Source organism: Oleiphilus sp. HI0117 (assembly GCF_001635235.1).
Map to the genome: position 1 here is coordinate 1 of NZ_LWGA01000737.1, position 6,354 is coordinate 6,354.

The window sequence follows — 6,354 nt, forward strand, 5'->3', positions numbered from 1 at the left end:
GTTCGAGTTTTGGCGCAATCACGCCGTTTTGTTCCTGCTCCAGCATTCCCGTATTCCTAGGTTTCACCTCAGCGGGTATTCCCGTAGGAATTACTATGTCCTTTTTGCTTACCTCACCACTCATTAACGAGGTGGCCATACTGTTACTGCTAAGTCTACTAGGCTGGAAATTCACCCTTATTTACGTATTGGTGGGCATGACGGTTGGGATCCTTGGCGGCCTATTTCTAGACACCATCAAAGCCGAAAAATGGTTACAGTCTTTTGCTGCAGAAGCCCTCTCCAAAGCACAAGGAAAAGAGCCACAAACTACAGCATCAAAAGCTCAAGCGCTTGGCTTTCAACAACGTCATCAATTTGCAGTACGTGAGGCAACAGAGATTTTTGGCCGCGTATGGAAATGGGTAATTATTGGCGTCGGTCTCGGCGCTGCTTTACATGGCTTCGTACCAGATGGCTGGATCGAAGCACACTTGGGTGATGGGCAATGGTGGTCAGTCCCTGCAGCTGTAGTACTCGGTATTCCACTTTATTCTAATGCCACGGGCGTCATTCCGATTATGGAAAGCTTAATAACCAACGGGCTACCTGTAGGTACTACGCTCGCCTTTTGCATGAGTACTGTTGCTGCTAGTTTTCCAGAATTCATCCTACTCAAGCAAGTCATGCAGTGGAAATTACTTGGCACCCTATTCGTTATGCTCCTCATATCATTCACGCTCATAGGCTGGCTATTCAACGGCCTTAGCCCTTTTATATAAAGGAAAAGCTAATGAAAGCTTTTAAAGTACTCGGTACAGGCTGTGCTAAATGCACAAAAACAGCAGCCCTAATCCAGGCTATTGCGACAGAACTAGACCAGCAAATTCAAGTTAGTAAAGAAACCAGCCCTCAAGAAATTATGAACTATCAGGTAATGAGCACACCTGCCGTTGTTCTTAATGAGGAACTTGTTCACAGCGGGTCGATTCCAACTCGAAACCAAGTAACTGAGTGGCTAACAAGCTAACAGAGAAATTTGATCAAATAATTCTTATCTAAGGGATAAATCACTATGACCATCAAAGTAGGCATTAACGGCTTTGGCCGTATGGGTAGACTCTCACTCAGAGCTGCATTCGATTGGAAGGAGATCGAATTTGTTCAGATTAATGACCCGGCTGGCGACGCTGCTACACTCTCGCATCTGTTAAATTTTGACTCCGTACACGGTATTTGGGCTCATCAAGCAAGTAGTGAAGGTTCAAGCATACTTATCGGTGAGCATACGATTCCTTGCACACAAAATAAGACGATCTCTGAAACCGATTGGTCAGGCTGCGATATTGTTATCGAAGCGTCCGGCAAAATGAAGAGCAAGCAGGTACTTCAGGCCTATCTCGATCAGGGTGTGAAGCGCGTTGTCGTGACCGCTCCGGTCAAAGAAGAGGGTGTACTAAATATTGTGATGGGTGTGAACGATGACCTGTATGACCCAGAGGTCTACCCGATTATTACTGCTGCATCATGCACAACAAACTGCCTGGCGCCGGTGGTTAAAGTGATCCATGAAAGTCTAGGTATTAAACATGGCTCAATGACAACTATTCACGATATTACCAATACCCAGACCATTCTCGATGCGCCCCATAAGGATCTGCGACGTGCACGAGCCTGTGGTATGAGCCTGATTCCAACCACCACCGGTTCAGCTACGGCGATCACTCATATCTTTCCAGAGTTAAAAGGTAAGTTAAACGGTCATGCGGTACGTGTTCCATTAGCCAATGCATCGATCACTGACTGTGTATTCGAACTAGAAAAAGAAAGCTCGGTAGAAGAAGTGAACGCTCTATTAAAAAGTGCTTCTGAAGAAGCACTACAAGGCATACTCGGTTACGAAGAGCGGCCACTGGTTTCTATCGATTACAAAACCGATCCTCGTTCAGCCATCATTGATGCGCCTTCAACTATGCTGGTTAACGGCACTCAACTTAAGCTTTATGTGTGGTATGACAATGAATGGGGCTATGCCAATCGAACAGCTGAGCTGGTTCGTAAAGTCGGCCTCATCGACCAGAAAATTAATCACTAAGGCCATATTTGAAAACCATGAATATCAATAAACTCTCACCAGAAATTAAGCAATACCTGGTCGTAACAGGTAACTATTGGGCTTTCACGCTCACCGATGGCGCTTTGAGGATGTTAGTCGTATTGCACTTTCATGGCTTGGGTTACAGCCCGCTCGAAATTGCCATGCTGTTCTTGTTTTACGAGATCTTTGGTGTCATCACCAACCTTTTTGGTGGCTGGTTGGGCGCACATTTGGGGCTCAACAAAACCATGAATATTGGTCTGGCTCTGCAGGTGCTCGCATTGGCAATGCTGCTCGTTCCTGCCACTTTGCTCACAGTGCCTTGGGTCATGGCTGCTCAGGCTCTCTCAGGCATTGCTAAAGACCTGAACAAGATGAGTGCGAAAAGCTCGATCAAGCTGCTGGTTCCAAAAGATGCGCAAACTACACTGTATAAGTGGGTGGCAATTCTAACCGGATCTAAGAATGCCTTGAAAGGTGTCGGCTTCTTTTTAGGCGGCGCTTTACTGGCCACTCTCGGTTTTCAAGGTGCCGTTCTTGCTATGGCGCTAAGCTTGTTTGTGGTTTGGCTGGGTAGCATGTTTGCCTTAAAACAAGACTTAGGCAAGGCAAAGAACAAACCGAAGTTCACTGAAATATTTTCTAAAAGTCGGGCAATCAACGCCCTCTCAGCAGCTCGCTTATTTCTGTTTGGTGCCAGAGATGTTTGGTTCGTGGTTGCCTTGCCCGTTTATCTAGCGAGCGAGTTCGGCTGGAACCATTGGTCTGTAGGAGGCTTTCTTGCAAGCTGGGTAATCGCCTATGGTTTAGTGCAGTCCTTTGCCCCCAAGATTACGCAAAGCTCGACCAAGCGCGCCCCCGATGGCCATAGCGCGCTCGGCTGGGCGCTGCCTCTAATGCTGATACCCGCGGGCATCGCACTAGCCTTATCGAGCTCGCTTTCAGCACAGCTGGTGATCGTAATAGGTTTACTCGCCTTCGGCGCCCTGTTTGCTATAAATTCTTCTTTGCACAGCTACCTGATTGTGAGTTACGCCAGTGACGATGGCGTATCCTTAGATGTGGGTTTCTACTATATGGCCAATGCCATGGGCAGGCTAGTTAGCACCGTACTATCAGGTTGGATTTTCCAGTCTTATGGCCTTGAAGCATGTTTATGGGTATCGAGTACATTTATCGCCCTTTCGGCGACCATTTCACTTGCTCTTCCCAAACATAAAACGAACACAGTAAACACTTAAGCTTGAGCCTACGGTTCATGACTGTAAACTAGACCGCTTTCTTATTTGAACGGCCACAATTGTTATGAAAATGAATACCCGTGTTACGCTTATTTGTCTCTTGTTATCTCTGCCTTTGACTTGGTATACCTATCAACAAGATCAGAACTCCAAAGAAAGCCCGCAAAGCGACGAGCTCCTACAACAAGGAAGCATATATGAACGCCCTTACTCTCCGAGCTTTGGTCCTGCTGAGGCTAAAGTCACCATCGTTGAGTTTTTCGACCCAGCATGTGGTGCTTGCAGAGCTTTTTACCCTCTCGTAAAAGAGATTCAAGCAAGACATGAAAAGGATGTACGCATCGTACTTCGGTATGCAACCTTTCACCAAGGCTCTGAAGCTATCGTTAGAATGCTTGAAGCTGCGCGACTCCAAAACAAGTTCAAAGAGGTACTTGAAGCACTACTCATAGCCCAAGCCGAATGGACGGTTAACCATAAAGTTGTTGCGGATAAAGCTTGGCCTATTGCCGAAGCAGCGGGTTTAGATATTACACAGGCGAAAGCCGATATGACTTCAGATGAGATAAGCGCTCGCCTTCAACGGGAGAAGGACGATATTCGAGCTTTGCAAGTTAGCAAGACACCAACCTTTTTTGTTAATGAACAAGCGCTCCCCAAGTTTGGATCACAAGAGCTATACGATTTAGTTACCAAGGAACTCGCTAAATAATAATTGAGGTCAGAGTAAAAAATAATTTTTTACTCTGACCTCAATTTTAGTTCTCGCAACGCTTGGCTTTGGTAACCCAAGTAATAAACTCATGGGCAGGCATTGGTTTGGCGTGGTAATAGCCTTGCACGGATGAAACATTCTTCTCGGCAAGAATTTCCAGTTGCTCACGGGTCTCAACCCCTTCGGCAACAACCCTCAATCCGAAGCTTTGTGACAAAGAAACAATCGCATCAATAATCGCTGTCCCTTTGCTCTCTATCTGTTTGATAAAACTTCGGTCTATTTTCAACTCATCAATTGGAAAGGAGTGCAGATAAGCCAAAGAGGAATATCCAGTACCAAAATCATCGACAGAGAATCTAAAACCTTTGCTCTTAAGCGACTGCATTTTTTCAACAATCATCTCAACGTTTTCCATCAGCATACTTTCAGTGATTTCCAATTTAAACTTCGAGGTAGGTAGCGAAAACTCATCTACCACTAGTTTAATGCGTTCCTCCAAATCAACGTCGAATTGGCATGCGCTGATATTAATTGCCATCGTACACCTATCATGAGACGCTCCAGTCTCTTTTAGTGCAACGATCAACTCACATGATTCGCGCAGGACAATCTCTTGAATACGATGGATCGCGCCGGTCTGCTCAGCAATAGGAATAAATTTGTCGGGGCTAATTACCCCTTCCTCTGGGTGAATCCAGCGTACCAGAGCTTCTGCTCCTACTAAGGCTCCCCCCATATCCAACTGGGGCTGAAAGTAAGCTTCAAACTCATTCTTTGATATCGCTGCTTCAATATCACGCTCAATTCTTAATTGAAGGTCAGCCATTCTTTGCAACTCAGGGTCAAAGAATGCGTAGCGGTTACCACCTGCCTTTTTGGCTTTATACATCGCGGAGTCAGCACGTTTCAAAATTTCACTGGCGGAAACTGCTTTTTCATGGATCAAACAAATACCAATACTCGCACGCACGGCATAGTGAGCGTCCTGAAGAGTCAAGGTTTGCGAGAACACGTCTAATAAACTTTCAGCCAGCTTACTTGCTTCACGATGCACGTTATCAATATTTTTAGACTTAGACTCTAGTAAGACGACAAACTCATCACCCCCTAGGCGCGATAAATTTGTTTGGGGCCCAATGAATGGTTTCAGATTGTCAGCGATCTTGACCAGTAACTGATCACCGACCGTGTGGCCCAGCGAGTCGTTAATTCGTTTAAAATTATCCAGGTCCATAAATAGCAATGCGCCGATTAAATCATAGCGAGCAATTTTATCTACCGTGCAATCAAGATAATCATTAAACATTCTACGGTTCGGCAAGCCTGTTAATGGATCATAGTAAGCCAGCCTCTCAATATTTTCTTCTGCCTGCTTTTTTTCGGTAATATCTCGGGCGATCCACAGAACATGCTTTTTTTCTGGCTGCTCAGGCAAGTAATGATTGATCGGACAGATTCGCCCTTCAAAGACCCTGCGTCCCCCCTTCACTTCTAGAGTATATTCAAGAAATTCCAGCTCTGAATACTCGAGCGCCCGCCTAATAGCAGAAGTCAGCTGAACAGCGGTATCACAATCAATCACTTCTCGTATATTTTTACCGATAAGTTCTGAACTATTGACAACCAGTAGCTCACCATTGCCACCATAGATATCGATATAATTACCTTCTTCATCGAGAATGAGGCCCAAATCGGGAATGACGGAGATAAAAGCTTTGAGCTTTTCGTTGGATGTTTTTAGCTGGGCATTCAAGACTTGTTCACGCTGCATTGAATACTCTCTTTCAATTGCTATACGAGATAAGCCAGTGAAGTGATCAATTAACTCAAGGTCTTCAGGTTCAGGGAAGCGAATCTCGGGGTAATAAATAGCAAAGGTGCCCAAAACCTCACCTGTTGAAGAGACAATGGGCGTCGACCAACAAGCGACTAGGTTGTGAGGTAAAGCAAGGCCTTTAAAGTCCGCCCACAAGGGGTCTGTAGCGATATCGGCAACAATCACCTGCCGCTTAGTAAACGCAGCCGTGCCGCAAGAGCCAACGCTTTCGCCTATTTCGACACCATTAACAGCGTCACAATATGCCTTAGGCAAACTCGGTGCTGCGCCGTGGTGTAAGTTGTTCCCTTTCAATAAAAGAATCGAGCTCTTGCCGGCCTTGCTTGCCAAGGCCTGCTCGATTGAACTACAGATTTCTTCCAAGCACTCTGGTAGAGACGCGCCCGACGAAACCATTTCGGTAATCGATTGCTGAGCGCGTAATAATTTCTCCAGGACCTCTTGATCCATAACGACCCTCTATTGCATTTATTATTGTTAT

General features: G+C 45.7%; 6 protein-coding genes. 5 read left to right on the forward strand and 1 reads right to left on the reverse strand.

Annotated elements, in window-relative coordinates; genetic code table 11:
- The 5 genes from A3757_RS11390 to A3757_RS11410 all read left to right on the forward strand — a co-directional run.
- On the forward strand, positions 1-761 hold a 761-nt coding region (locus A3757_RS11390; protein ID WP_068739649.1), incomplete at its 5' end, for a permease.
- Between the two features lie 11 nt (positions 762-772).
- A complete protein-coding gene (locus tag A3757_RS11395) occupies positions 773-1,009 on the forward strand; it encodes a thioredoxin family protein (RefSeq protein WP_068554984.1) in 237 nt (78 codons plus the stop codon).
- Positions 1,010-1,054: 45 nt separating this feature from the next.
- Positions 1,055-2,074, forward strand: coding sequence for an ArsJ-associated glyceraldehyde-3-phosphate dehydrogenase (locus A3757_RS11400; protein WP_068511229.1), 1,020 nt, complete (start codon positions 1,055-1,057; stop codon positions 2,072-2,074).
- A 17-nt stretch (positions 2,075-2,091) separates the two neighbouring features.
- Entirely contained in the window at positions 2,092-3,318 is a 1,227-nt protein-coding gene (gene arsJ / locus A3757_RS11405; RefSeq protein WP_068739645.1) for an organoarsenical effux MFS transporter ArsJ, read from the forward strand.
- 64 nt (positions 3,319-3,382) lie between these two features.
- A complete protein-coding gene (locus A3757_RS11410) occupies positions 3,383-4,030 on the forward strand; it encodes a thioredoxin domain-containing protein (RefSeq protein ID WP_082865497.1) in 648 nt (215 codons plus the stop codon).
- Positions 4,031-4,076: 46 nt separating this feature from the next.
- Here the strand turns inward: A3757_RS11410 and A3757_RS11415 are convergent, their stop codons facing one another.
- Positions 4,077-6,323 (reverse strand): EAL domain-containing protein, encoded by a 2,247-nt coding sequence (locus tag A3757_RS11415; RefSeq protein ID WP_068739647.1) that lies wholly within the window; start codon positions 6,321-6,323, stop codon positions 4,077-4,079.
- Positions 6,324-6,354 lie beyond the last annotated feature (31 nt).